26 protein-coding genes are annotated in these 25,875 nt (G+C 33.8%); 9 read left to right on the forward strand and 17 right to left on the reverse strand.

Going from position 1 to position 25,875, the window contains the following annotated elements; translation table 11 throughout:
- Positions 1-3: 3 nt before the first annotated feature.
- The 3 genes from EKH84_RS02380 to EKH84_RS02390 all read right to left on the reverse strand — a co-directional run bounded on the left by EKH84_RS02380 (position 4) and on the right by EKH84_RS02390 (position 2,089).
- On the reverse strand, positions 4-330 hold the full coding sequence (locus EKH84_RS02380; protein ID WP_127065006.1) for a hypothetical protein: 327 nt from the start codon (positions 328-330) through the stop codon (positions 4-6).
- Between the two features lie 14 nt (positions 331-344).
- Positions 345-1,514, reverse strand: coding sequence for an ArsA family ATPase (locus EKH84_RS02385; protein WP_127065007.1), 1,170 nt, complete (start codon positions 1,512-1,514; stop codon positions 345-347).
- Positions 1,515-1,594: 80 nt separating this feature from the next.
- On the reverse strand, positions 1,595-2,089 hold the full coding sequence (locus tag EKH84_RS02390) for a MarR family winged helix-turn-helix transcriptional regulator (protein WP_127065008.1): 495 nt from the start codon (positions 2,087-2,089) through the stop codon (positions 1,595-1,597).
- Positions 2,090-2,458: 369 nt separating this feature from the next.
- Here EKH84_RS02390 and EKH84_RS02395 point away from each other — a divergent pair, with 369 nt between their 5' ends.
- Together EKH84_RS02395 and EKH84_RS02400 are read left to right on the forward strand one after the other, a co-directional pair.
- Positions 2,459-3,046 carry a Crp/Fnr family transcriptional regulator gene (locus tag EKH84_RS02395; RefSeq protein ID WP_127065009.1) on the forward strand — a complete coding sequence of 196 codons (588 nt, stop codon included), beginning with the start codon at positions 2,459-2,461 and terminating at the stop codon, positions 3,044-3,046.
- A 65-nt stretch (positions 3,047-3,111) separates the two neighbouring features.
- Positions 3,112-3,864: an SDR family NAD(P)-dependent oxidoreductase gene (locus EKH84_RS02400; RefSeq protein WP_127065010.1), complete on the forward strand. Its 753-nt coding sequence runs from the start codon at positions 3,112-3,114 to the stop codon at positions 3,862-3,864.
- A 51-nt stretch (positions 3,865-3,915) separates the two neighbouring features.
- Here EKH84_RS02400 and EKH84_RS02405 read toward each other — a convergent pair whose 3' ends face one another.
- Positions 3,916-4,803: a DMT family transporter gene (locus EKH84_RS02405; RefSeq protein WP_127065011.1), complete on the reverse strand. Its 888-nt coding sequence runs from the start codon at positions 4,801-4,803 to the stop codon at positions 3,916-3,918.
- A 253-nt stretch (positions 4,804-5,056) separates the two neighbouring features.
- Positions 5,057-6,292 (reverse strand): RtcB family protein, encoded by a 1,236-nt coding sequence (locus EKH84_RS02410; protein WP_127065012.1) that lies wholly within the window; start codon positions 6,290-6,292, stop codon positions 5,057-5,059.
- A 213-nt stretch (positions 6,293-6,505) separates the two neighbouring features.
- Between EKH84_RS02410 and EKH84_RS02415 the strand changes: the two genes are divergently transcribed.
- The 4 genes from EKH84_RS02415 (at position 6,506) to EKH84_RS02430 (ending at position 10,401) form a co-directional block, all read left to right on the forward strand.
- On the forward strand, positions 6,506-7,771 hold the full coding sequence (locus EKH84_RS02415) for a helix-turn-helix transcriptional regulator (protein WP_127065013.1): 1,266 nt from the start codon (positions 6,506-6,508) through the stop codon (positions 7,769-7,771).
- On the forward strand, positions 7,758-8,129 hold the full coding sequence (locus EKH84_RS02420) for a hypothetical protein (protein ID WP_127065014.1): 372 nt from the start codon (positions 7,758-7,760) through the stop codon (positions 8,127-8,129). Before EKH84_RS02415 ends, EKH84_RS02420 begins: the two co-directional genes overlap by 14 nt.
- A 169-nt stretch (positions 8,130-8,298) precedes the next feature.
- Positions 8,299-9,615, forward strand: a complete 1,317-nt coding sequence (locus tag EKH84_RS02425; RefSeq protein WP_127065015.1) for an IS4 family transposase — start codon at positions 8,299-8,301, stop codon at positions 9,613-9,615.
- Between the two features lie 48 nt (positions 9,616-9,663).
- Positions 9,664-10,401, forward strand: a complete 738-nt coding sequence (locus EKH84_RS02430) for a WYL domain-containing protein (protein ID WP_127065016.1) — start codon at positions 9,664-9,666, stop codon at positions 10,399-10,401.
- A gap of 644 nt (positions 10,402-11,045) precedes the next feature.
- On the opposite strand, the gene EKH84_RS02435 is transcribed toward EKH84_RS02430, so the two are convergent.
- Positions 11,046-11,309 (reverse strand): sodium ion-translocating decarboxylase subunit beta, encoded by a 264-nt coding sequence (locus EKH84_RS02435; protein WP_127065017.1) that lies wholly within the window; start codon positions 11,307-11,309, stop codon positions 11,046-11,048.
- Positions 11,306-12,037 (reverse strand): MBL fold metallo-hydrolase, encoded by a 732-nt coding sequence (locus tag EKH84_RS02440; protein WP_127065018.1) that lies wholly within the window; start codon positions 12,035-12,037, stop codon positions 11,306-11,308. Before EKH84_RS02440 ends, EKH84_RS02435 begins: the two co-directional genes overlap by 4 nt.
- Before the next feature lie 379 nt (positions 12,038-12,416).
- Here EKH84_RS02440 and EKH84_RS02445 point away from each other — a divergent pair, with 379 nt between their 5' ends.
- Positions 12,417-13,895 (forward strand): DUF2828 family protein, encoded by a 1,479-nt coding sequence (locus EKH84_RS02445; protein ID WP_127065019.1) that lies wholly within the window; start codon positions 12,417-12,419, stop codon positions 13,893-13,895.
- 133 nt (positions 13,896-14,028) lie between these two features.
- Here the strand turns inward: EKH84_RS02445 and EKH84_RS02450 are convergent, their stop codons facing one another.
- Positions 14,029-14,604, reverse strand: coding sequence for a TetR/AcrR family transcriptional regulator (locus EKH84_RS02450; protein WP_127065020.1), 576 nt, complete (start codon positions 14,602-14,604; stop codon positions 14,029-14,031).
- Positions 14,605-14,731: 127 nt separating this feature from the next.
- Between EKH84_RS02450 and EKH84_RS02455 the strand changes: the two genes are divergently transcribed.
- Together EKH84_RS02455 and EKH84_RS02460 are read left to right on the forward strand one after the other, a co-directional pair.
- On the forward strand, positions 14,732-15,496 hold the full coding sequence (locus EKH84_RS02455; protein WP_127065021.1) for an ABC transporter ATP-binding protein: 765 nt from the start codon (positions 14,732-14,734) through the stop codon (positions 15,494-15,496).
- Positions 15,486-16,646 carry an ABC transporter permease gene (locus tag EKH84_RS02460; protein ID WP_190283462.1) on the forward strand — a complete coding sequence of 387 codons (1,161 nt, stop codon included), beginning with the start codon at positions 15,486-15,488 and terminating at the stop codon, positions 16,644-16,646. The genes EKH84_RS02455 and EKH84_RS02460 overlap by 11 nt, the downstream gene beginning before the upstream one ends.
- 774 nt (positions 16,647-17,420) lie before the next feature.
- Here EKH84_RS02460 and EKH84_RS02465 read toward each other — a convergent pair.
- The 9 genes from EKH84_RS02465 to EKH84_RS02505 form a co-directional block, all read right to left on the reverse strand.
- Complete coding sequence (locus EKH84_RS02465; protein WP_127065023.1) at positions 17,421-18,941, reverse strand: DUF4179 domain-containing protein; 1,521 nt, start codon at positions 18,939-18,941, stop codon at positions 17,421-17,423.
- Positions 18,934-19,485: an RNA polymerase sigma factor gene (locus EKH84_RS02470; RefSeq protein WP_013659136.1), complete on the reverse strand. Its 552-nt coding sequence runs from the start codon at positions 19,483-19,485 to the stop codon at positions 18,934-18,936. Before EKH84_RS02470 ends, EKH84_RS02465 begins: the two co-directional genes overlap by 8 nt.
- A gap of 235 nt (positions 19,486-19,720) precedes the next feature.
- Entirely contained in the window at positions 19,721-21,064 is a 1,344-nt protein-coding gene (locus EKH84_RS02475; RefSeq protein ID WP_127065024.1) for a YfjL-like protein, read from the reverse strand.
- Entirely contained in the window at positions 21,061-21,549 is a 489-nt protein-coding gene (locus EKH84_RS02480; RefSeq protein ID WP_013659138.1) for an RNA polymerase sigma factor, read from the reverse strand. The genes EKH84_RS02475 and EKH84_RS02480 overlap by 4 nt, the downstream gene beginning before the upstream one ends.
- A gap of 101 nt (positions 21,550-21,650) precedes the next feature.
- On the reverse strand, positions 21,651-23,528 hold the full coding sequence (locus EKH84_RS02485) for a M56 family metallopeptidase (RefSeq protein WP_127065025.1): 1,878 nt from the start codon (positions 23,526-23,528) through the stop codon (positions 21,651-21,653).
- A gap of 1 nt (position 23,529) precedes the next feature.
- Positions 23,530-23,901, reverse strand: coding sequence for a BlaI/MecI/CopY family transcriptional regulator (locus tag EKH84_RS02490; protein ID WP_013659140.1), 372 nt, complete (start codon positions 23,899-23,901; stop codon positions 23,530-23,532).
- 351 nt (positions 23,902-24,252) lie between these two features.
- Positions 24,253-24,684, reverse strand: coding sequence for a helix-turn-helix domain-containing protein (locus EKH84_RS02495; RefSeq protein WP_127065026.1), 432 nt, complete (start codon positions 24,682-24,684; stop codon positions 24,253-24,255).
- A gap of 146 nt (positions 24,685-24,830) precedes the next feature.
- Entirely contained in the window at positions 24,831-25,163 is a 333-nt protein-coding gene (locus tag EKH84_RS02500) for a branched-chain amino acid transporter permease (RefSeq protein ID WP_127065027.1), read from the reverse strand.
- Entirely contained in the window at positions 25,154-25,870 is a 717-nt protein-coding gene (locus EKH84_RS02505; RefSeq protein WP_127065028.1) for an AzlC family ABC transporter permease, read from the reverse strand. The genes EKH84_RS02500 and EKH84_RS02505 overlap by 10 nt, the downstream gene beginning before the upstream one ends.
- Positions 25,871-25,875 lie beyond the last annotated feature (5 nt).

Below are 25,875 nucleotides of genomic sequence, written 5' to 3' on the forward strand. Positions count from 1 at the left end.
AAATCACCCCTCACTAAAATCAATTTCTATCTTTTTAGACCTGCCATTAGCTCTCGTACTTTGTTTAATATCTTTATTAGTTATGTCTTGCTTTTCCTTTTCTGAATTATAACTTTGATTATTCGCCTTACTTCTAACTCCCTCTGCATCTGCAGACTCTCTAGAATCATCCTTCCAAAACATTGTCCAAGCAACCTCTTTTATAAAGCTTAATGCTTCCTCTTCTGCTAACTCTACATGTGCTCTCATTCCCTCTGGCATTATTTCTTTAATTGCTTCATATTCAAGCTGTTTAGCTTGTAATAATTTTTTTAACGCTAGTTTATTCATATGAACACCTCTTTCTATTCGAAATAAATATTTAGTGCTCCATCTTCCCATTTAGCTGAAGAAATGCTGTATTTCTTCATCACATTTGGTAGTGGAATATTCCTTTTGAAATTACCAATCTTAATAATGACATCTGTCCCTGATTCAAATAAATCAAAATCTGCTTTAGTAGAAAATGGTACTAGGACTTGAAGCTTGTAGCCTTTATCTGTTTTTTCAAAGGTTTCATTTTGAGTACATTTCAGTACCTTGAAAATTTCTTTATCTTGAAGTGAGTCTCTTGTAATACGCGTAAGTGCTTCAACACCATTCAAATCTACTTCATACCATTTCATACGATAGATAGGCATATGTGAGAATGCTAATTGAATTTCTTCTAAATACTTTTCTTGAAGGGCCTGCCACTGTTTAAAAAATAGGTTATCTATATCCTTTGGTATCATTCGATTAATGTATATGGCATCTACATTAAAGTTATATAAATTTAAGTACATATAACTACGCTTAGTTTCTTCTACCACCATCTTTTCTGGAATGGTTACAATTCTAATGCTACAAATCTCTCTATTCTTTAGAAGTGCTTGTAATTCACTTAATGTCATATATAATCTCTCTATATCATTCATAGCCGTTTGATCTGGTAAGTCTACTTTAAAAGCCACCTTAGAAATAGGCCTTAATACCTTAAGGGCCACCTTTTCTATTGGAAACAGTTTCTCCATATACCAAGCAAAAAGCTCTGGAAATTTTAAAAGTGATAAGGTCTCTCCCGTTGGCGCACAATCTACAATAATAAGCTCATATTCTCCTGCTGTATAAAGCTCTTGTATTTTAATGAGTGAAAACAATTCCTCAATACCTGGGAATACTATAATATCCTCTAACGCTTCACTGGCTTCCTTGTTCTCTCCTACCTTCATTAAATTTCTAAGTGCTTTAGAAATGGTACCGTAGTGTTTCTCCATCTCATAATTATGATCTATCTCTAAAGCATATAAATTCTCTATTACTTCGGTTGGCTCTTCTTTTATAGGTTTTTCAAACAAATCACTGAGATTATGTGCAGCATCTGTACTTACAATTAAGGTTTTAATGCCTTCTCTAGCTGCTTTAACCCCATGAGCGGCTGCAGTGCTTGTTTTACCTACACCGCCTTTTCCTGTAAAAATAATAATTCTTCCCATAATAACACTCTCCTTAATTCGATTTGCGATTAGTTCTTCACTCGAAGTATCTATTTAAAAAAATAACTTAGCTAACTAAGTTATTCTATCGTTATTCGTTTTACCGGCTTAGATTTAGTGACCTCTTCTATCTCTTGCTTTCCCTTTTTTAAGATTTTTATTGCTTTATTTAAAATGCTATACATTGCACGCTTTTCTTCTTCATCTAATTCTGCATTTAGGGCTTTAAAATAATAGGTCAATTCTTCTATTTCCTTTTTTACAAAAGCTTCTCCCATTGCCGTAAGGCTAATAAATACTACTCGCTTATCTTCTACATCCCTTTGGCGCTGAGCTATTTGTTTCTTTTCTAGTCTCGTAATAACACCAGTTGCTGTGTTCAGTGGTGCATGAATATAATCTGCTACCTCTGTCATATTGACTTGCTTCTTCCTATATAAAAGTAGCAAGGCTAGTATTTCATTCTTGGAATAATCCAAAAAAGCACTATTCCATTCTTCTGGGAAGAATAGAAACTTAAATTCATCTATATATGCATAGATTAGTTCTTCAATATTAAATCCATCTTTTGCCATAATTATACCTCATCATTTACTTCGTGCCTCGAAGTATATTTTTATATTATGCTTATATTTCTAAATTGTCAATGTTTTTATTTTTAATTTGGGCTCTGATAGATAAATTTGTTGGTATTTAAATATAACACAGCGGACTTACTCCCAAAGATCCTTTACTCAATAAAAATCTGCAGAAAACACTTTCCAAAATGGACAGGGTGCATAAGGAAGCAACTATTGAATCACTAACAATAATAAGATAGACAGTCAACAGCTACATCATGTATAAAACTTTATAGCTTGGAATTTGGCCTCCAATGACAATAGGAAGAAAATATGATAAAATGCTAAATATAATTCGTCATATATTATAAATGAGGAAAGATGATGATAGTGAGACCAAGTGAATATTTGGAAAAAAGATTACAAGTAACGTTAAACCAACACGTGGAAAAAATGATTGACCAAGATACAAAAGTTATATTATTTCCTGCTGGACACACGGTGCTCTGGGAGGGTGATACGTCATCATATCTATATTATATCATTCAGGGCGTTGTAAGAGGATATTACATTGATAGTAAGGGCAATGACATAACAAAATGTTTTTGTGCTGAGGACGATTTCTTTTCAACAGAGGGCTTTAGAATATCTTCCCCTGCGACGTTCACTATTGAATGTTTGGAAGACTGCAAATGCTTTCAATTCCCATATGCATTACTCAAAAGCATTGTGAATACTAATAAAGGCATTGGTGATTTGGTAAGCCATTTATTTCAAGTGGAAGTAAGCAAACAAGAAGATCGAATCAAAAAGCTTATGTTGCTAAATGCAGAAGAGCGTTACCTCACTTTTTGCAATGATTATCCACACCTACACAACAGAATTGCTCTAAAATATATAGCTTCCTACGTTGGTGTGCGTGCGGCTTCACTAAGCCGTATAAGGAAACAGCAAAAATCATACGAAAATTAACATAGGTGAATTACAAGATCACTTCTTCCAGTCATACTTGACTATATCGGAAGGAGTGATTTTTTATGGAGAATGTTCTCATTACGGGTGGAACCAGCGGGATTGGTTACGCACTTGCAAGAATATTTGCAGCAAATAAATATAACCTTATACTTGTTTCTTCAAATTATGAAAACTTGAAGATAGCATCACAAAAACTTCAATCAGAATTTCCTGTAACAATAAATATTTTTGAACAGGATTTATCTGAGCTAAAGGCTGCTGAAAACCTTTATACCCGTATACAAGCTGAAAACATTAATGTAGACATATTAGTTAATAATGCTGGATACGGATTGGTCGGGGCAACAGAGCAAATCAACTTGCAGGATGATGAAAAAATGATGATTTTGAATATGTTAAGTCCTGTAGCGTTATGCAAATTATTTTTGCCTCATATGTACGAGAAACAACACGGTGGCATTCTGAATATTTCCTCAACAGGAGCATTTCAACCAGGGCCATTTACATCTACCTACTTTGCAAGCAAGGCATTTGTTTTAAGTTATAGTAAAGCAGTACGTTTTGAAGCTAAAAAATATGGTGTACGAGTTTGTACGCTGTGTCCGGGTGCAACGCGAACTAATTTTTTTACTCGCGAAGGAGCTGACTTGCCTAAAACTTCAATGTCTGCTAACGAAGTTGCTGAATATGCCTATGGGCAATTAATGAAAAACAAGTCAGTATTTATCCCTGGATTTATAAATTGGATAATGCAAGCATTTCCAACAAACATAAAAATGTTGGCAGTTGCAAAAATGAAAAAAGAAAAATTTTAAACGTTATCAACATTAAAATCTAACAGCTCCCTCATTTTAAATAGACAAAAATTATTCACTTATATTTATTTCTGCTTTTTTACTTCTATAAAGTTCACTTATATAGGTACTTCCTAAAATTAATATTCCTCCTACTATTTGTAGTGAGGTCATTTCTTCTCTTAATAAGAGGCTAGATAAAATAATGGCTGAAATAGGATCTATGTAACTAAAAGCTGCTATCGTTTGTCCACTTAGCTTTTGAAAAGCTCCAAAATAAATTAAGTAACCAATACCTGTATGTACAACGCCTACAACAATCAGTAAAATAATAGACCTACTATCCAGTTGACTTATATTAAATCCACCATTAAACAATACATAAGGTAAAATAGCTAGCGCTGCAAAACCAAGCTGCGGAACTGTGCTTTCTAGGCTAGTCACATCTTTAAGGAATTTATTCATAATCATTATACTGGCATATAAGACCGCAGCACCTATGCCATAAGCTATCCCAAGAAAATGATTTTGTCCTACTCCACTTTCTCCTGTACTAGTAATACATATCATCCCCAACATAGCCGCTAGAATACACACTATCTTAATACCTGATAAGCGTTCTTTTAAAATCAAAGGTGATAAAAACATGACTATAACCGGAGCAAAATAATAACAAATCGTTGCTGTTGCAATAGTTGTATACTTATATGCCTCAAACAAGAATATCCAATTGAGTCCTATGGCTATGCCTGAAGCAACTAAAATCCCTAAATTAGGCTTTATACGCTTCCAAGATAGTGGTTGTTTAAGGATAAAACTAGCTAAAATCAAGCATACACTTCCTATTACGCCTCTAGCTAAAGCAATCTGACTAGAAGAACAATTAATTGCTCTTACAAATAACCCAATACTACCAAATAATATCATAACTAAAATCAAACTTATTTTGGTTCTTTTCACTTAGCTTCTCTCCCTTAATTTTTCTTTTGTTATGTAATAAGTCTATTATCTTGAGCTATAACTCCTTTATGACTACTACATAAAAGCATCTTTACGTTACTCTCGCACTAAAAATCTAAAACGTGATAAATATTTCTTATTATACTTTATTATTTATAATTTTCAAATTCTAATTCATAGGATTTGTATTTGATCCATTATCTAGGTTGTTCTTTGTTTTGTACAAAAAAGAGAGACTGCTAAGCAACCTCTCTTATCCTTTAATAACGCCTATGGTTTTCAATTTTTTAATCGGTGTAATTAGATCTAACTGATTTTCAATCACTTCATCAATATTCTTATATGCAAAACGGCACTCTTCTGCTACATCCTTCTTATTATTCTTACCTAATATAACTGCTTGCTCTTTTAAGTCACACATAACCTTCTCTACTGAATAAAGCTCTTTTGCTTTTGTTCTAGAATATACCCTTCCAGCGCCATGAGAGCAGGACTCAAAACTTTCTGCATTGCCTTTTCCTTCTACAATGTAACTATAAGACCCCATGGAACCAGGGATAATCCCTCTTTCCCCTGCTCCTGCCCTAATAGCCCCTTTACGGTGAATCCAAACATTTCGACCATAGTGAATTTCCATGGCTGCATAATTATGGTGAACGTTAAGCTTATTGGCATAAGTTACATCTAAATCACATTGCTTTTTAAGTAAAGTGGTAACCTCCTTCATCACTGCCTCAAGTATTTTTTCTCTATTTTCTTCTGCAAAATCTAAAGCCAAGTTCATATACTCTAGATATAAACGTCCTTCATCACTTTTTGCAGGTAAAAAGGCTAAATTATAGCTTTCTGGTACAGAGCTATACCATTTCTCATTAAGCTCCTTGGCAATCTGATTGAAGTAATCCCCTATTTCTTTTCCAAGGTGACGACTACCTGTATGGATCATAATTCCCACTTTACCTTCTTCATCTTCTTGAAACTCGATAAAATGATTGCCTCCTCCTAGTGTTCCTATTTGATAGTAAGCATCTTCAATCTGAGGTACTAAAGTTGGTGCTTTCATATACTTTTCTATATTTTTCATTGCTTCATTAATCACCTTGGAAGACTGCATTTTATTATGATGTGCTCTTCCAACTGGTACTGAGCGCTGTATACTGCCAATAATAGCTTGCATTAAAATGCCATTACCTGTTTCTACTGTTCTTAAAAGCTCTGCATCTATATTGGTTTCAACAAAAATCATACCACATCCAATGTCACTACCTACTGCATGGGGAATAATTACATCCTTTGCTGCAATAACACCACCTATAGGCATCCCCATACCTGTGTGTGTATCTGGCATTAAAGCTACCCACTTATGAATAAAAGGCAAGTTAGAAAGATTATATGCCTGTTCTAAGCAGCTTTCCTCTACACTTTCTCTATCTTTCACCCATATCTTTATTGGTTTTGCAGTTTTTTCTTCTTCACAAATAACAAACATCCTCTTTCCTCTTTTCTTGTTTCATATTTAAAGGCTTAACCTTGATGCTTTAATGCTAACACTTTACCATTGTATAATCATGAAAAAAACTTTACGATTTAATTTTAACTATGTTTAATTTTATATTATGATATATATAATCACTGCTTCATAGAGTTATAATAGGATTCATTCAATAATGAAAGCAGTTTATTACTTAAAGGAGAGAAACCTATGGCTACCTTTAATGAACTTATTAAAAACTTTGATAAGATTAGAGAGTATATGCGCACTTTTGCCATCTACGGCTATAAAACAAGAGAAGATTTCACCCATAAGAGTGCACGTACCTATGACAACGAACGAAGACGCATCCAGAGCTACCTTGGACATTATATAGATGAACAAACCTCAGCTCAAGGTAAAAAATTATCTATTCACTTTGATAGTATGCTCCTAGCTTCTAATCCTCTTTTCGAAGGCTTTAAAACCAAAAGTTTTACCAAAAATGATATTATGCTTCACTTTATATTACTTGATTTGCTTCAAATTCATCCTAGACTCACCTTATCTGAACTATATGAAAAACTTCTCACTGACTATCTAGATCGTTTCCATCTTGAAAAAATCATTGATAACCGCACCTTAAGGCTTAAACTTGCTGAGTATGTTTCACTGGGATTGCTTAGAGAAGAAAAAGAAGGAAAAGTCATTTACTACTCCTTCATATCCTCCCCTCTTACTACCTTATCCGAGCATACCATTACTGCACTTAATCATGCTCTTACCTTTTATCAAAATATAGCACCCTTAGGTATTTTAGGACACTTGATCTTAGAACAAAGCCCTAACTTTAAGTCTTACTTTACCTTTAGAGATATTCACTTTAGTCATACTTTAGATGACCTCATTTTATATGAACTCTTACTGGCAATGGCTCATCATAAACATGTAGAAATAACTCATGCAGGCTCTAAGGTAAGTACTGTACTACCCCTTAAAATAGTGGATAATGTGGACCAAGGTAGACGCTATGTGATGGCTTATTCCTATAAATCTAGGGAATATAAGTTCTTTAGGCTAGATCGTATTGTAGCTGCTTCTACCTTACATACTGTAGATGATCATTTTAATCAGAAGCTTTCTATTATAAATATTCTACTTAATAGCAGCTGGGGTGTTTCCTTTAAGACCATTGATGCCCCAATAGCTTTAGATACTTGGGAGCTTTCTTTATCTATTGATGAAGATTTCGAAAAACCTCTCATTCACAAAATAGAAAACTTCCATAAAGAGGGACGCTTGCAACGTGTTAGTAAAAACACCTTTTCTTATACGGTTAGTGTTTTAGAAGCCAATGAAATGGTTCCTTGGCTTAGACAGTTTATAGGACGTATAATCTGGATTAACTGTACCAATAAAGAAGTGCTACAACGTTTCAAGAGAGATATTGATTTGATGTATGCTTATTATGAGGAGGATAAGGATGTCGTTATTTAATGAACTACATAGTAAATATTATACCTTAGTTAATCATATTCTTACTTCCATTCCGGAGGAAGGCATTAGCCTAGGAACGCTTAGAAAAGTTGTGACTGAAAAAGGTTTTTTAGAAACACCTACCTGCCTTATCCCTTTACTTACTGATCAAGATGATGAGGGCTATCACTTATTATGTGAAAAGGAAAATACCTATTATAGTGTACTCAAAAATAAACCAATGACTTTTTTAACTCAAACTCAAAAAGCCTGGCTTAAAACCCTTACACTAGATTCTAAAATTCAATTATTTCTAGATGAAGATGAACTTTATGAGCTTAAAAAGTCTTTAGGAGATATAGCAATGTCATTAAGTTAAGATGACGAAAAAAGATCTCTATACCAATCAAATGGTATAGGGATCTTTTTTTGAAAAAGTAGTTGACAAGACAAAGAAAATGTGTGGCCGCTCTCACTACTGATTGAATAAAGAGGTAGTGAGAGCGGCCCTTGTAATTAAAGGAAACTTAGTTACAAGGAGGACACATATGAAACCCAAACAAATTAAAAAGCTTTTAGTAGATGAAATCCAAAAGTTAGCTGACAATCCGCAAGATTATTGTACCAATCCAGGTAGTGATTTTTTACGCAAAAGAAAATTGCCCATGAATAAAATTTTAGCTGGAATTATTGGAATGGGAAGTGGGAGCCTTACAAACGAATTATTAGATCTATTTGGTGCATCTGCAGATACACCCACTTCTTCTGCGTTTGTTCAGCAGAGGAAAAAGATAAAGCCCGAAGCGTTTAAGAAGATATTTGACGGCTTTTCAAGTAAACTTATAGATAACTTTAATGAAGATATGCCCATACTTGCTGTTGATGGGTCTGATGTACAGATTCCTACCAATCCTGATGATTTAAATTCATTTCATTCTGGAAAAGATGGAAGAAAATCATATAATCTTCTGCATATAAATGCGTTGTATAATATAAATTATTCTATTTATCATGATGTGATAATACAAAAATCTAAAGAAAAGAATGAACATAACGCTCTACAAGAAATGGTTGATCGTTCTGAAATTCCTAAAGCACTCGTGATAGCTGATAGAGGTTATGAATCTTTCAACAGCATGGCTCACATTCAAGAAAAAGGATGGTTCTTTCTTATTCGTGTCAAAGATGGAATTAATGGTATAAAGAATGGATTGGATTTACCCAAAACAGACTGTTTTGATATTGATATTTCTTTAAAACTTACAAGAAAGAAAACGAATGCAGTCAAAGAACTTTTCAAAGACAAAAATCATTATCGAAGTGTTTCTTCAGCCCAACCGTTTGATTATTTACCACTTAAAAACAAGAAATCTGAACCTGCTAAATTCTATGAATTACACTTCCGAATAGTGAGATTTCCTATTTCAGAAACTTCCTATGAAACAATAGTTACAAATCTAAATAGTGAAAAGTATCCTCCTGATGAGGTAAAAAAACTGTATGCTTCTCGTTGGGGGATTGAAACATCTTTTCGAGATTTGAAATATACGATTGGAATGTTAGATTTTCATTCAAAAAAGGTGATGTGTATCCAACAAGAAATCTATGCACATATGATAATGTATAACTTTGCAGAAATGATTACCTCCCACGTAGTCATTGAAAAAAAGCAAAGAAAGCATACATATAAAGCAAATTTCTCAGTTGCAGTGCATATGTGTAGGTTATTCTATCATGGAAAAGCAACATCACCTGATGTAGAAGCCATAATTGCAAAAAATCTCATTCCTATAAGACCTGATAGGCATAGGGAACGAAACTTAATTGTTAAGATTTTTCATGGCTTCCTTTATAGAGTAGCATAAATCTTTGTAAAAGAATATAAATTTTGAGTCAGATGCAAATCTGTCTATTTGTGGTACCTGGAAATAGAAAAAGAAGCTGAAGAAATAAATCTTCAACTTCTTTTCCTAGGGATGCGTTTCTATCACAATGTTAACTTAATGACATTGGGAGATATAGAGCCCCTCTTTTTACCTGAAACTATCCATCATGTTCATCAATCCTCTTTAAATACCGATTTCTTTGGTAAAACTTATGTCACTCTTTTTAGAATCATTTCAAATAGCTTGCATCACAATCAATATATGAAAATAACCTATTTGGATGAAAATGATACACTTATTACAGTAGATATTGCTGGCTATAAACTGGAATATCGTATCACTCAAGATTCTTTTCATCTTATTGGTCTTATTGATGCGCCTACGCAAACGCCTCATATCTTACGCATTAACCTTAGCTCAATTCAAGAAATAATCGTTCTTAAAACGTATTTTAATCCAAAGGAGATTGAAACTTCTGTTCAAGCTTATAAATGTGAGGAACCTCTCTACTTTGAACTGAGTAATGCTAGAAAAGGCTTTGACCGTGTGTTTATGCATCTTTCAAATTATGAAAGAATAACAGAGTTTAATGATGAAACACATACCTGTTTTGTTCAGCTCTTTTATTATCCTTTTGATGAAGAGGAACTCATTAATATCCTTATCTCCTTTGGTCCTATTATCAAAGTTATTAGTCCTACAAGTATTCGAAATAAGTTTATAGAACGTATTAAGACTCAGCGTTTACTTTTTAAGCAAGGTTAAATGAATTTTTAAATAGTTGTTTTATATATAAAAGTAATATCTTCTCCCTAAATCTTAACCTTCGCAACTATTTTTTCATGATATTTTTAATGTTACTGAATATACTATACATATAAGGTTGCTTACAGCCAAACATGCACTCACCTTTTAAGTGAAACCGCAAAGGCAACCTGTTATTTAAAGGCACATGCAGCTACTCATTAGGATCTTGCGATCATATGATCTTGCTGGTTCGAGTCCAGCCTAATACTTATGGTATTAGTGGCGGAATTTGGTAATCGCACAAGTTTAAAAGCGTGCCTTGTGAACATATTTAAAGGTACTTACAGCCACTTAAAATTTTCTAGGTTGAAAACAAAAATGTACCTTGAAAGGTAGTATAAAGACATGAACAGCCATGTTCTTATTTAGGAGTTTAGAGGTTGTGAGTTGAAATCTCACCTGTAATAGCTCTTTTCTAGAAGGACCACTATTATGGTAGCTCAAAAGATTAGGAGTACTGGCTATAAATAATAATGTCTTGTTTACTACTATAATAAAATAGCTGAAAGACACTAACAGCCAACAAAAGATTGGTTAAGCTCACTTCTCCTCTTGGGGATTTGAGGGGTTCGATTCCCTTTACTTTAAAAGTGCCTTGAAGGCTATTTTTTTATTTTCTTGTAAATAAATATTCCTATTCCTACTACAAGTATCAATCCACAAATTGTTATAGCTACTGGTTCTAAAGACGCTGAACTACTTATGAATATAGCTGTAGGGCCATCAGCTCCTCCAATAATACCGATAGATGCTGCCTCCTTGCCATTCTCATTTAGTATAACTACCATACTTATGATGCTTATTACTACTAAACCTATTATGGTAAGAACGATTCCTTTTTTATTAGTCCATTTATTATCTTTCATTGGTCCATCTCCTTATATCTCTCAACGATTCTAAAACCTTCCTTTAATATCTCCGCCTTAGTAATGTGCTTATCCAAATGCATACAATATACCTTATTTCTATATGGTTCCTCTATCATCTCTTTTAGCTTCTTCAATGACATATGACTATTCTTTTCATAATCTAGCCCACAAGTATCATGATAAATAACATCTATCTGTCCATTTTTCAGTCCTTGTATAACCTCAGTAGATAATTGATTAGCATCTCCGCTATAATAGAGTGTTTTCCCTTGTATCTTCAATATGAATCCATAAGCCTCTATAGTGTCTACATGCGTCACTGGTATATGCCTAATACCTATTTCACCTAAATACTGATCCTGTATATAGATTTCCTGATTCTCATCATTGATAGCTAAGAGCTCATACATTTCCCCACTCACACCTACTGACTCTAAAAACTTCGCTATATGTTCTTTATGAGGATATATAATAGTAGCTTTTTTACCTAGCAAATAATAAAAATAAAAAATAACCTCGCCTACGCTTCCTACATGATCTGGATGTGTATGTGTGATAATCATGTAGATCTGATTAACACCTTCCAATAATTTCTGCTTTTGAAGTTCATGAAACACTGTACCGCCACAATCTATCAAAAGCATTCTATCCTCTTTCTTAATATAAGCACTGGTATTCCCTAGGTCTGTGTTAAATGCACTACCGATTCCAATAAATTTTAACATTTCACACCTCGCAAACTTTTTTTCATGAATTTTCTATTAATTAGCTTTATTATAAGCCTACAAGGTTACTTACAGCAACTTTCTCACCTGTTAAGTGAAAAAACAGTAACCTGTTCTATAAAGGCACATGCAGCCATATATTAAGTTGTCACTAGTTCGATTCTAGTCTAATAAGGAAATATCTTTATTAGTAGCTCAGTTGGTAGAGCACTGCAAACTAGTGCCTTGTATCTAAAGACGCCTTATCAGCAACCAACCTTATTGCTCCAAACTTTAAGTCCATGTCAGGAGTATTCCTTAGAGAATATTAAGGGTTCGAATCCCGATGCAATTGTGGAGGGCGTCTTGAATTTATTTTTTAATCAAGGAGATGATTTTTATGAAAAACAAGTTTTTATCATTCTTACAAAAGGAAACGAATATTACATATACAGAAAATGGAGCAACTGCTCTTAAAACAACTAATAGCAACCTTCTTGACCTCTTTGGTACTATCGGTAGTCTTAGAGCACGTGATGAAAGTGAAATTGAACGACTCTTTAGCACTGCCTTAGCAGAAGATACTTTACTTGCTACTAAAATGGCCTTTTATGCACGTAATATCCGTGGTGGACTCGGTGAACGTCGTACCTTTAGGGTTATTCTTAAATATTTAGCTACATTAGCACCTGAAATAGTGATTAAGAATTTTGATGCTATTGCTTTATTAGGCCGTTATGATGACTTCTATACCTTAGTAGATACACCAGTTGAAGAAGCTATGTGGACTTATCTCAAGGAACAATTCACTCTAGATCTAGGGAACTACCATGCCAACGAGCCTATTAGCTTATTAGCTAAGTGGTTAAAGTCTGTCAATGCTAGCTCTGATGATACAACACGCCTTGGTAAGTTAACTGCCAAAAGACTTGGTCTTTCTGAAAAAGCTTATAGGCAAACACTCTCTAAACTTCGTAAGTATATTGATGTAACAGAAGTAAAAATGTCTGGTCAAAACTGGAGCGAGATTGCTTATGGACATGTACCTTCAAGGGCCATGTTTATCTATCACAAGGCCTTTAAAGCTCATGATGAAGAAGGCTTTACGAATTACTTAAACGCTGTTATCAAAGGTGAAGCTAAAGTTAATGCAAGCACCTTATATCCTTATGATATCTTAGAGCAACTTGGACTATCTGAACGTAGCTCAAACTTCTCTTTTCATCACTATGATGCTTTGTTAGAGGAGCAATGGAAGAGCCTTCCTAACTATGTGACAGGTGAGCAGAATGTACTAGTTATGGCTGATACTTCTGGCTCTATGAGAGGGCGTCCTATCCACTCCTCTATTGGTCTAGCACTTTACTTTGCTGAACGTAACAAGGGTGCTTTTAAAGATACTTTTATGACGTTCTCAAGTAGGCCTTCTTTAATTAAAGTAAAGGGCAATACTCTCTATGATAAAATTAAATGCATACCTGCTATTGTGGAGAATACAGACCTAGAAGCTGCTTTTAATCTTATTTTAACTGTTGCTGTAAAAAATAAGCTTAGTACAGATGAACTTCCAGCTTCTTTGGTTATTATTACTGATATGGAATTTGACTTTGCAACAAATGCTAGAGGCAACTGGACCTTCTACGATAGCATGGTGAAAAACTATGCTGCTCATGGCTATGCTATGCCTAATGTTATCTTCTGGAATGTCAACTCTAGAAATGATGTGTTTCAGGTTACTTCAAACTATAAAGGCGTCCAAATGGCTAGTGGTCAGTCTCCACCCGTCTTCAAGTCAATCTTAGCCAACATTGGTAAGACCCCTTATGATGCAATGCTATCTGTGTTAAATGATCCTATGTATGACTTAATCACTGTCTAAATTATCTTATTCATGCATTGTACTAGTAACACAAAAGGGCGATACTAGCATTAATTTGTTAGTATCGCCCTTTATGTATTTTTATGATAAATCTATCTCAATAGCTTTCTTTCATTTCATACACTATTAGTTTTTAAATTCTTGCTAGTTGTTTGATAGAGGTGAATGGTCCCTTTAGATTAGCCATTTCTACTATCTTTGCCAATTGAGTAGGTGGTATATCTTTTTTATTTTCTATCCAATATCTTATCAATCCTAGTTGTGCACTTGCAATGTATTCCAGTAAATATCTTTGTTCTATAGATAACTGATTTTCCTCTATTCCTAACTTATCTAATGCTACTCGTTTACCACATTCTTTAATTTTCCTTTGTAATGTAACATCTGGCTTTTTTGCAATAAATAGTGTCATCATCTCCTCATGATTTTCAAACAATTGATTCATTATTATAGATATTTCTTCTAAGTTTCCATTCATAAAACCTTCTATCATCCTTGATATAATGCCTATTACCTCTTCAAAAATCTGTTCTTGTACTTTGGCTAATAGGTCATAAATATCTTGATAATAGTAATAAAAAGTCCCTCTATAGATTTTAGCTTCCCTTGTAATTTCGCCTATTGTAATTTTTTCTATCCCTTTTTTTTCATAAAGCTTTAAAAATGCGTTTAATATTTTTATTCTTGTAATCTGTGAATCCTTTACCATCTTAGATTACCTACCTATCCAACATTTTCTTAACAATTGTCTATTTTGTTTTTATTCTATCTTATTTATTATAACCATATACCAACTCAAGATTGGAATCAACATTAATTGTAAAGAAGGCGATCTAATGTCTATGTTAACCACCCCTACTATATGCCTAGAGCATATTAATAAGTCCTTTGGCAAAAATCAAATCCTATTTGATATTTCTCTAACTATTCCTGAAGGTTGTATATATGGCCTTTTAGGCCCCTCTGGGTGTGGGAAAAGTACTTCTGTTAAAATCATGGCTGGTATTTCTAAACAAGACTCCGGAAAAGTCTATATATTAGGCCAGGAAATGCCGAATCTAATGCTCATGTCCCAAATAGGATATATGTCTCAGTCTAGCGCCCTTTATCCTACACTTTCTGGCTATGAAAATCTAAAGTTCTTCGGAAGCTTATATGGTTTTAATAAACAGCTCCTTCAAGAAAGAATTGAATATGTATCCACCCTTGTTAACTTAACCGACTATCTACCTAAATATGTTTCCACTTATTCTGGTGGCATGAAGCAAAGACTAGCTTTAGCTATTTCACTCTTAGCTAATCCCAAAGTTCTCATTCTTGATGAGCCCACGGTAGGAATAGACCCTCTTCTTAGATATAGTATTTGGGAGGAATTATATAAGCTTGCTGAGCAAAAGATAACTATTCTTATTACAACTCATGTTATGGATGAAGCTGCTAAATGTCATGAGCTAGCTATGATGTATAATGGCACGATCCTTGCTGCGGGTACTCCTGAACAAATTCTAGAAAAAGCTCAAGTTACTAATATAGAAGATGCCTTTATCTATTTTGGCAAATCTCATATTTCTTCAAAGGAGGTCCTTTCCTATGAGAATTAAAGCTTTAACTACAAGAATTCTAACTCAAGTCACCCATGATAAGAGAACCATTGCTCTTATTCTTATTGCTCCCCTTGTTATCTTAAGCCTTGTTTATTTCATCCTTAATTCTGAAAGTAGCAGTTATAACCTTGGTATTGTTGCAGCTCCTGATGCTTATATTGAAGAACTTACTCATAATGATGATTTGGATATCAAGCTTACCTATCTTAAAAGTAAAGATATCCCAAATGCTATAAAAAATAAAGAAATCCTCGCAGCCATTGATATGAATCCAAGTATGACTGAGGCCAAAATTTACTTAGACGGTACAAACAGTTTAGATGCTGAAAAAGTCCAAGCATTAGTAAAAAGTTCCGCTCTAAAAGTACTTCAAAATAATATGAAACAAAATGCTGAAGATACTAAAGAAAAGCTTAGCACTCTCTTAGATAGCCTCACTCAATTAAAGACTAAAATGCCTCAAGTGAAATTACAGGTTCCAGAAATAGATCTATCTGAGCTTAATATGACTGAGCCAAACTTTACTACTGACTATATTTATGGTGAAGAGGATACCTCTTTCTTTGATAACTTCGGAGCTGGGCTTATTGGGATTATTATCTTCTTCGTTGTCTTTCTAATTGCTGGCATTAATTTTCTTACTGAAAGAACTTCAGGCACTTTGGAAAAGCTCCTCTCTACACCTATCAAAAGGAGTGAAATAATCATCGGCTATGTATTTGGCTTTAGTTTATTAGCCTTGCTTCAAACGCTCCTGATTACTTTCTTTGTTATTTATGTTCTCGGTCTAAAAGTAGTCGGTAGTATATGGTACGTACTTCTTATTAACCTTTTAACCGCTATTACTGCCCTAACACTTGGTATTTTACTCTCTAGTTTAGCTAATAATGAATTTCAAATGGTTCAATTCATCCCTATTGTGATTCTCCCTCAAGTCTTTTTATGTGGCTTATTTAATTTATCAAATGGTTGGGAGATTGTCGGACTCTTGATGCCTCTTCACTATACAACTAATGCTTTAACAGAAGTCATGCTTAAAGGTAGTGGTTTTGAAAGGATTTGGCTAGACTGTCTCATCCTCTTAGGTTGTTCTTTAATATTCATGTTCTTAAATATACAGCTACTTAAACGACAAAGAAGCTTGTAAAAGATTTTTGATTTTTTACTAGGGGCTTCTCAAGTACGAGACATATATAGAAGTGTAAAAACAAATTAAATAACTTCCCACGGCATAATCACCGCAGCATCAACCTGAGGAACTGACCGGGTCAGCCAAGTCTCAATCTATTGTTATAGGTACCTCTGGACTTAAGGAAAATGTTCACTTGTGCGCTGACAGGGAGGCGCCACTTATAAGTTATGAAGTGTGTTTTTACATCTATTGCAGTACCAAAAATAAAGTTTCAACCAGAGTCCTAATGCCTTAGCTTCCTAATCATAAAGGGTGCACCGGCTAAGACTTTAAGGAGCTCCTCACTCATTGGTTTAGCTTTCACAACTGTCCTTAGTAGGCACCATGCTTGTCATAGTAGTGCTGAGGAGCCATTCTATGCCTTGTATAAGGTCTATTTAGGCAGTCATGAAAGTTTTCATCAAGGGTCTGGAGCAAAAAAGCAAGAGCACATACACCGTTATGCTGTATGTGCTCTTGCTTTTTTGTATGTCTAAAAACCGCCTTTAAACTCACTATAAATCTCCGTATATGATTATAAGGATTATCCTCCCTATTTCACTATTACTTTAGGAGCAATTAATGTAGGTACTGAGTCTAACTTCATCCTATTTTCACTGACTCTTCACTTCCTCAACACGTTTTAAAGCTATACTACATTCATAACGGTATAATAAATTCCCTAGATTAATAATAAAGACCTAGAACGCCACTCTCCCCTTTACTCGCTGTTCTAGGTCCTTATTTATACTATTGTAAAGGAATTTCTACTCCTTCAAGCACTATACTTTGTACTTCTTCTATATTGATAAAATCATATACCAGCAAATCGCTGGCACTATCTATAGTCGGTGTTGTAATCCCTTCGGTTAATCCTTCTGTTTTACTTAAATTTTGTCCCTCTTTATTTTCTCCATTTCTCACCACATTATAATACATATTAAATTTTATAATGCCTGTATTCATCCCCGTATTATTTAAATCAATTTTTGTACCGTCTTTCATTTTCAAATAAACTTCTTGTAAAGCTTCTATCTTTTTAGAACCTTTATAGCCTTCTAGAGTAGCGCCTAATGCTGATACTTCTACTTTTGTAATAGTTAACTTTTGTTTTTCGTTTTTAATGGTTTGACTCATATGTCTTGTTTTAGTCTGACTATTTTTATCCAGTTGAAACTCTACTTGCCACTTACCATCTAGGACATTTTCAAAATAATTATTCCCTACTTTAAATTTAAGATAAGGTAAGTCTTCTTTTTTAAACTGATTAAATACGTAGTAGTCTTTATTTAATGCTTCTTTCTCACTCCAATAGTGCTCACTCTGAGAAGGTTCATAGCTTTGGCCGGTTCTTTCATCTATCATTTCTATATACGTACTTTGATTTTCTATATTCACTTGATCATAATAACTTGTAATCAGTTCTATTCCTGTATCGCTAACATAAAAAGCATCTAGTTTTATTTCCTTAAAATCCTCGACTAGAATTTGATTAAGTCCTAAAGCACTTGTATAGCTTTTCCAAGGCTGTTTTATTTCTATTGGTGTTAGTTCCTCTAGTTTTATATCAGATACTTTGGACAAATTTCTCCATACTCTTATGCCACTTGCTTCTAGTGTTAGCTTTTGACCATATAACTGCTGGTTAGATGATAAATCTATGATACAATTCAGCTGCTTTTTATCTTCAGATAAGCTACTTTGTACTCCCCAGCCCATACTACTTAGTCTTTCTGTTTGTACTTGCATTTGTTTTACTTCACTACCCTCTTCGAAGGTACCTCCATCATCTTTAGTAAAGCTTGCTATAAACAATCCGGATTTTTTATCAATTAAAGCTCCTTCAGCAGTAAAAGTTAAGCCTTCAGCACTCATACTTTTTTCAATAGGTTGTACTTGATCTTTAAACGGAAAAAACTCACCAAATATATCTTTTAAAGTAGGATTATAATTAACTGCTGCTACAGTTCCTACAACTAAAGCTGCTGCTACTAACGGAATCAGTATTCTCTTTGTAAGCTGTCCTCTACCTCCTTTTCGCTTAGCCCCATTACTTCTCTCATTTGTTTCTAAATGTATACTGTTGTTCTCTTTATATGTTTCATCAGGTACGCGCTTATCCTCTGACATTTTCCCTATATTCCTAGTTGCTAAAGCTTTTATGCGATCTATTGAAACCTGTGGTACTTCCCTTATTTCTGCCTCATCCATAACCTCTTCCATTAAATCCTCTTGTATATCTTCCATAAGCTCAGTTAACTTCTTATTCATATGCCACACCCCTTTCTTTCAGTGCACGTTCTAGCTTCTTCTTTCCCCTAAACAGCTTAGTTCCTACTGTCTGTACGTTTAAATGAAGGATTTCTGCTATGTCGATTATTTTTTCCATATAGAAATATCTTCTTATAAAAATTTCTCTATCCGGCTCTGGCAATGTATTAAGTGCTGCCAACACTAGCTTATTGTCCTCTTCCTGCACTAAGCTATCTTCTGGGGTTTCATAATCTATACTGTCTTCTTCTAATGGGATGAACTCCCTTCTTCCTTTACTTCTCATGAGATTAATAGTATGATTTCTAGCCATCGCACCTAGATAAGCTTTAAGCTTTCCTGTTTCTATCTCTAATGTTCTTTGCTTCTGCCAAACTTTAATAAATACGTCTGCACAGAGTTCTTCTATCTCTGTTGTTTGTAACATACCTGATGAAACTTTCATAATAACCCGTACTAAATAAGCCCCATACTCATCTATTAACTGCTCATAGCAAATCATATCGCCACTTTGTATGCCTTTTATGATTTCTTCTTCCTTCATGTTGTCCTCCTCTAATTTTCTCTTATACTTATATAGACAACTACGATAGTTACTTCATTCCCTATTTATAAAAAAATAATACGATTAATTCAAGCATATTTTACCATATATTCCTGTACTGCAATTTTAAAGCTTATCGCTTATTTTTTGTACTAAAAAAGGCATCCTTTTCTTAGGATGCCTTGCTATAATCTCTATATTAGATATTATTTGTTCTACAAATCTTCCACTTCACTTACTGCTCTCTCTTTCTGATTACTATGCTCATTCCTGAAGGCATTTCACTATTCTCATTTTGCTCTGCCTCCTCTAGTGCCTTAAGCAATTGACCATTTACTATATCCTCAGGAGTTACATTATCAATCATAACCAACATTTCTTTGGTTTCAGAAAATAATCCATAGCTTTTAAACTCATAACCTTCTTCCTTTAAGATAACATAAGACTCTTTTAATATTCCTTCCAGATTTTTAGCCGATGTATCAGTTAGTTCTGTTCTAATAGAAATAAACATATTAGAAGTTAACTCCTTATTAAAGGACATATCTAATACAATACTTTTCTCTAATGATTCTCTCTCACTCTTCTCCAATCTCTCAGGATCTACAAAGTCTACCATAGCAGTATTGTCCTCTAACTGAGGTATTCTCGATAAAAGTGAAATGACTTCTTTTGCACAGGTTTCTCCTAGTCTATCTCTTGTATTAAACTTGCCTTGTACATAACTCTCATACCCATCATACTGTATTGTCCCTTTTCTATACTCTATTGTGAAATGAGTATCTATGCTAGTTTTCGAACTCACATTGACCATATAGTTATTAAATTTGAAATTATAACGAGCCTTTCCGACTTCCAAATCTAACTTTGGGTATTTCTCAGCTACATACGCTTCAACCTTATGAGTGGCAAAAGCTGCTGAGATAGGATTACCAAGTAAATCATTAGCACCCCATAGAACTATTCCCATAAGAAAAATCCCTAATACTCCTGCAATAAATCTTTTTATCCATGGCATCGTCTGCTTAGACTCCTTTCCAAAAACATATCCAAATAAAGCACCAATAGCCGTACCTATTCCCACTAAAATCGTATAAATAATACTTAGAAACAGAGGCATGATAAATAATTCTGGCATACGGCCTAACCATTCTATGTCCTCTAAAAGGCTTTGAATGATAATACCTAGATAAGACAATGTAAAGATTCCTACTGGTACCCAATAGTATTTCTTTCTTAGTAAGACACATCCTGCTATCCCTATACATGGCATAATAAGTACGTTATAAAACATACCTTGAGAGTTAGATAAGTAAATGCCTAATAACCCACCTATAATTAATATAATAAGCCCTATGGAAATGATCTTACTTTTTATATTACTAATAACCTTTCGGTCATCTACTTTATACTCCCTATCTATCTCTTCACTACTAAATAATGCTTTGCAGCTTTCACAGTTTTCTATATGCTTAGCAACTAACATCTCACTATCATCACTGGCTACTTTGTCTTTTACTAGGGGCATCAAATCTAAGCAAACATTACAATTAATCTCTACGTCTTCTATTTTTTTCATCCAAATCCCTCCTCTAATAACTTCTCCTTTAGCCATCGTTTAGTTCTAAATTCTATTACCCTAGCTGAGTTTTCCGATATACCTAACTTTTTACCTATTTCAGCGAATGCATAGCCTTCTGCTCTCATATAAATAATTTGCTTTGTTCGCTCATCCTTTTCCCCTAAAAGTTCATTAATCCTTTTTATAATTTCCTTATCTATAAAAGCTTGCTCTATTCCATCTGTTACATAAATTTCAAACAATGCACTACTATCTATATCTTTATTTTGCCTTCGTAGCTGCTGTAACCATACATTCCTCGCGATTCCAAATAGCCATGTCTTTATAGAGGCATCACCTCTATATGTTCCTATCCTTCTAATGGCAATCACGAATATCTCTGAAAGTAAATCCTCCGAAAGGGCTGGATTATGTGTTAAACTTACTAAATATCTAAAGACATCTTCCTTATACATTTGATACAGCTGTTCTATCTCTAACACTTAACCCCTCCTCTCTCTTTATAAGTCACACTTTTAAAGACTTTGTTACAACAAAAATAAAAAATAAGTAACTTGTTTCCAAGCTCTTATTTTTTATAGAACTACTTATTTAAAATAGTTAGGTTCTTATCCATATCTGGATAGAAGTAACTTCTACCTTCCTGGCTATTGGCTTCTCCAGCTATGGTGTAAAATTGTATGTTCTTTGTATCTATGCCCATTACTAGCTTTATGTAATAAGTTATATCGTCTACATTGATATTAGTCTTTACACCCTTTATGATTTCTAGCGCGCTAGCCGTAATAGTACTTATATCTCCATCGTTTAATATCTTGCTTAAGAAGGTACTCATGACGTATTGTTGCATTTGAATACGTCCAACATCACCGTTTATATAACCTTTTCTATATCTTAAAACCCCTAATACATCGCTTCCATTCAATTGTTGAAGCCCTGCTTTAATATTAATGTTAAGTCCCTGAGCACTATCCCTATAATACATATCTTGCGGTATATCTAATTCTAATCCGCCTATACTATCAATTGTTTTTTCCACAGCTGTAAAGTCTATAATAACATAGCTTGCAATCTGAATATTTAACATTTCTTCTATTTCTTTTACAGCTAATTGTTCTATGTATTGTCCCTGGCTATAGGCATACATCTCTCCTATTTTACTTACAGAAACAGATTCTGGCTTTAGTAAATTACTTTGTTCTTCATCCCACTCAATCTTTGTATCTCTAGGAATAGAAACAATTCTTACTTCATCTTGATGATCATTAAAATTCACTACAAAAATAGTATCTGTTCGTGTACCATCCGCATCAAGACCAAACACTGCTATATTGTTTGCTCCCGGTAACTTAGTAGTTTCGTTAGTATCCTTATTACTTTGCTGAGCACTAGGTATGGCGCCTCCATCTTTCTTTGGTATAGCATTAGTTAAACAAACTAAAATAACCCCCACCAAAAGAAGCCCTCCTATAATAGAAACTCCTAACTTATGCTTTTTAAACATTGTAATTTTTATAATTCTCTCTTTAATGTGATTAGGATTTTCTCCCATTCCCTGTACTAGATATTGCTGGTTTTTAGGTGTAAAAACTATATTTAATAATGTATTAGCATACTGCTTTCTGTTAACTCCTAAAGCCATTACTCTCTCATCACAAGCTATTTCCATATCTTCTTTCATTAATTTCATAGCCAGCCATGCTAGAGGATTAAACCAATGAAATGCTACTGCTAAAATTTGAAGATAAGTTACCTTGTTATCTCTATACTTCAAGTGAATTAATTCATGATATAACATCATTTCTACTTCTTCTATACTAAACCCTTCGGGTATACAAATAATTGGTCTTAAAAAGCCAAAGATCATTGGGTACTTTCCTTTAACCATACTAATATCAGCATGAATATGTACCTTTTCTTTGATCTGCTGTGCATATATAAGAATTTTTTCATCTGTTACCTTTTCTGCACCTTTTAATTCTTTCTTTAATTTACAATATCCGTATCCAAAATAACCAATTACCATTATACTCCCTAACAGCCATATAAGTAGCAGTATTAAGCTTACTGTCTCGCTAAGTAAGCTGTTCCTTAGTGGGCTATTATTATTGAACATATCCGCTTCTACCTTCATAGCTTGTCCAGACTCCTCATTAGCTGTTGTAATTATAATATCTTTTTCAGGACTAAATTCAGCCTCTAATAACACTTCTTCCTGTAAATTGGAAGCATTTGATGTATTCAGCCTAACACTTGATATTCCTGTATCAAATAAGTTAAAAATGCTTATTTTGCTACTCGGTAATACTGGTATAATTAGCCTAATTAAAACTACAATCCACAAACCGTATATTAAGCTTCTTTGTATTTTCCCTTTAAGTAACACTCTTAATAGCAGTATAATTCCAATAATGCCGCTAGCCATTAAACTCCAACTTACAATCTCCCCTATGACATTCATACTATTCCTCCTCTATTTTATCAATGAGCTTACGTAATTCTTCCTGCTCTTTTTCTGTTAACTTTCCCCTTTTAGCAAAAGCAGTAACTAACATCCCCATAGACCCTTCAAATACTGTATTAATTAAATTCTTAGCTTCTTTTATTTGACACTCTTCTTTCTGAACTAAGGGATAATACTTAAAAGTACTAGTTGTTTTATCTGCATCAATAAAGCCTTTCTCCATTAATCTCACAATAAGTGTGCGTACTGTGGTATTAGACCAAGCTTTTTCTTTTTTTAACTCCTCTATAATTTCTTTTAAACTCAATGGGGACAGCTCCCATAATACATGCATGATTTTCCATTCTGCTTCTGTAATATTCTTTTCCATACTAACCTCCATTACCTTTCTTCCTCTAGATGTTCAAGCTAATCCTACTGTAATAATTCTTATCATTACAACTAAACTCATTAGCATAGTCTTTAGAAATAATTTCTTTAATTTTTTAGACTATAGCTTATTCTCCTTCTATCACTCTTTATCTAATAGATACCAACACCAACTACAGTTGTAGTTGTTTATAGACTACAACTGTAGTTCATTATTGTCAATACTATTCTATCATTTATGTATAATTACCTATAATATATTTTAAGAGCGATAAATAAAAAAGCACTTCATAATGAAGTGCTGTAAGTTAATAAACCCGCTATTTGTTTAGTTGATATTTCTCCTCAGCCTCTATTCTTTCGGAATAATGACTTCTGTTTCTGTCACCACCGTCGTAGTTTTGATATTTTGAAAACTATTAAATGATACCATGCCTACTATAACCAATATGATATTTATGACTACAATGGTAGTAATAACAATTATAATACTTTTCCAAATAAGATGAGCACGACGATTTTTTATAGCAAGTTGCTCATTTATCCTAGATAATTGCTCTGCTACAATATTAATATCTTTTTCATCCTCTAACTTAGAACCCAGTAGTTCACTTACTGATACGTCAAAGAGTGCCGCAATTTTGATTAATATATCTGCATCAGGTACAGAAAGTCCTTTTTCCCACTTTGAAATCGTCTGACGAACTACATTTAATCTAATAGCAATTTCTTCTTGTGTAAATCCTTTTGTTTTCCTTAATGCTTTTAGGTTTTCACTAAACACAAGTGATCCCTCCTTTGCTATTTTTAATAGTAATCTATACTTAACTGTTGCTACAAGCAACGCATATTAACATTACAAAAAATAGGCACATCCTTCATTATATGCTCTAAAATTATTAACTCTTTAGCTTTCCATTGCCTATAGTCCTAAAAAATACCTTGTACTAATATCATATAAAGAACCGTCCCTCCACCAATGCTCAGGAGAGTATTCCTTTTCCATAGGTGTAGTAAAGCAGTGCCGGCAATCCCTATTAATTCGGGTAATCCAAATGGCATTGTAGTAAATGAAATACCCTTTAAACAATAGATTACTAATAATCCAATAACTGCATAAGGAAGTACTTTCCCCAAATAAGCAATATAATCAGGAACTTCTTTATAGTCTGGAAACAAAATAAAGGGCAAGAATCTAGTGGTCATAGTTCCTAGAGCCACACAGCCAATAATAATTAACGTTTGTACGGGTGTTAAATACATATCTGCTCATCCCCCTCTACCTTCGGATCTAATTTTCTTCTAAGTAAAGTTAAGCTAGCTAAAATAAGAATCATAGCTGGAATAATAAAATCACTTGGTCCAAATATAACTAAGCTTATACTAGCAGCGCCTACCCCTAATAAAGCAGGAACCCGGTTTTTCCTTTCCTTCCATTGGTCCAAAAAAATAACGACAAATAATGCTGTTAATGAAAAATCTAATCCTTCTGTATTAAACGTAATAAAGTTCCCCAATAATCCGCCTAATACTGACCCTAATGCCCAATAGCTATAGTTTAGAAATGAAATAAAAAAATAGAACCATCCCTTATCTACACCTTCTGGGACTTGAACACTATAATTAACCGAAAAGGTTTCATCGCACATCATGAAAATAAGAAAAGGCTTTAATCTTCCTACTCCTCTATATTTCTTAAGCATTGATATGCCATAAAACAAATGTCTTGCATTTACTAATAAAGTTAGAATAAACGTTTGTACTGGAGCAAACGTGCTTGTTAGTAATGTAATTGCCACAAACTGCATGCTTCCGCAAAAAGCTATGGTACTCATTAAAAATGACCATAAAGCACCATACCCTTTACTTGCCATTAGTACGCCATAAGCTATACCTAAAAATATAAATCCTGCCAAAACCGGAATAGTATGTGGAATAGCCGCTTTTAGAGCCTTTTTCTTTGTATTCATTTTTC

It is taken from the genome of Cellulosilyticum sp. WCF-2 (assembly GCF_003990395.1).
Taxonomy (GTDB): Bacteria; Bacillota; Clostridia; order Lachnospirales; family Cellulosilyticaceae; genus Cellulosilyticum; species Cellulosilyticum lentocellum.

Coding starts and splice junctions, on each gene's coding strand:
- EKH84_RS02420 (WP_127065014.1), top strand. CDS start 7,758: ATGTCGTTATTTAATGAACTACATAGTAAATATTATACCTTAGTTAAT.
- EKH84_RS02475 (WP_127065024.1), bottom strand. CDS start 21,064: ATGAAAAAAATAGAAGACGTAGAGATTAATTGTAATGTTTGCTTAGAT.
- EKH84_RS02425 (WP_127065015.1), top strand. CDS start 8,299: ATGAAACCCAAACAAATTAAAAAGCTTTTAGTAGATGAAATCCAAAAG.
- EKH84_RS02415 (WP_127065013.1), top strand. CDS start 6,506: ATGGCTACCTTTAATGAACTTATTAAAAACTTTGATAAGATTAGAGAG.
- EKH84_RS02390 (WP_127065008.1), bottom strand. CDS start 2,089: ATGGCAAAAGATGGATTTAATATTGAAGAACTAATCTATGCATATATA.
- EKH84_RS02410 (WP_127065012.1), bottom strand. CDS start 6,292: ATGTTTGTTATTTGTGAAGAAGAAAAAACTGCAAAACCAATAAAGATA.
- EKH84_RS02450 (WP_127065020.1), bottom strand. CDS start 14,604: ATGGTAAAGGATTCACAGATTACAAGAATAAAAATATTAAACGCATTT.
- EKH84_RS02505 (WP_127065028.1), bottom strand. CDS start 25,870: ATGAATACAAAGAAAAAGGCTCTAAAAGCGGCTATTCCACATACTATT.
- EKH84_RS02455 (WP_127065021.1), top strand. CDS start 14,732: ATGTCTATGTTAACCACCCCTACTATATGCCTAGAGCATATTAATAAG.
- EKH84_RS02400 (WP_127065010.1), top strand. CDS start 3,112: ATGGAGAATGTTCTCATTACGGGTGGAACCAGCGGGATTGGTTACGCA.
- EKH84_RS02490 (WP_013659140.1), bottom strand. CDS start 23,901: ATGGAAAAGAATATTACAGAAGCAGAATGGAAAATCATGCATGTATTA.
- EKH84_RS02385 (WP_127065007.1), bottom strand. CDS start 1,514: ATGGGAAGAATTATTATTTTTACAGGAAAAGGCGGTGTAGGTAAAACA.
- EKH84_RS02445 (WP_127065019.1), top strand. CDS start 12,417: ATGAAAAACAAGTTTTTATCATTCTTACAAAAGGAAACGAATATTACA.
- EKH84_RS02500 (WP_127065027.1), bottom strand. CDS start 25,163: ATGTATTTAACACCCGTACAAACGTTAATTATTATTGGCTGTGTGGCT.
- EKH84_RS02395 (WP_127065009.1), top strand. CDS start 2,459: ATGATAGTGAGACCAAGTGAATATTTGGAAAAAAGATTACAAGTAACG.
- EKH84_RS02485 (WP_127065025.1), bottom strand. CDS start 23,528: ATGAATGTCATAGGGGAGATTGTAAGTTGGAGTTTAATGGCTAGCGGC.
- EKH84_RS02460 (WP_190283462.1), top strand. CDS start 15,486: ATGAGAATTAAAGCTTTAACTACAAGAATTCTAACTCAAGTCACCCAT.
- EKH84_RS02465 (WP_127065023.1), bottom strand. CDS start 18,941: ATGAATAAGAAGTTAACTGAGCTTATGGAAGATATACAAGAGGATTTA.
- EKH84_RS02440 (WP_127065018.1), bottom strand. CDS start 12,037: ATGTTAAAATTTATTGGAATCGGTAGTGCATTTAACACAGACCTAGGG.
- EKH84_RS02470 (WP_013659136.1), bottom strand. CDS start 19,485: ATGAAGGAAGAAGAAATCATAAAAGGCATACAAAGTGGCGATATGATT.
- EKH84_RS02435 (WP_127065017.1), bottom strand. CDS start 11,309: ATGAAAGATAATAAATGGACTAATAAAAAAGGAATCGTTCTTACCATA.
- EKH84_RS02380 (WP_127065006.1), bottom strand. CDS start 330: ATGAATAAACTAGCGTTAAAAAAATTATTACAAGCTAAACAGCTTGAA.